This window comes from Rhizobium ecuadorense, from assembly GCF_001187535.1.
Classification (GTDB): domain Bacteria; phylum Pseudomonadota; class Alphaproteobacteria; order Rhizobiales; family Rhizobiaceae; genus Rhizobium; species Rhizobium ecuadorense.
Map to the genome: position 1 here is coordinate 1 of NZ_LFIO01001718.1, position 223 is coordinate 223.

The window sequence follows — 223 nt, forward strand, 5'->3', positions numbered from 1 at the left end:
CTTCGTGACCGATTATTCCGTCGGTAGTTTCTATTATTCCTTCGTGATCGGCTGCAATGCCGATGCCGTCAGCGCCTGCCCAAAGACATGGGCGGACTTGTTCGACACGGCAAAATTTCCGGGAAAGCGCACATTCTACAAGTGGTCGGCTCCTGGCGTGATCGAAGCGGCGTTGCTTGCCGACGGCGTGGCTGCCGACAAGCTCTATCCACTTGATCTCGAC

1 protein-coding gene is annotated in these 223 nt (G+C 56.1%); it reads left to right on the forward strand.

Going from position 1 to position 223, the window contains the following annotated elements; all coding sequences use genetic code 11:
- The coding region (locus AF337_RS33160; RefSeq protein WP_152971321.1) for an extracellular solute-binding protein at positions 1–223 on the forward strand (223 nt) is incomplete at both ends.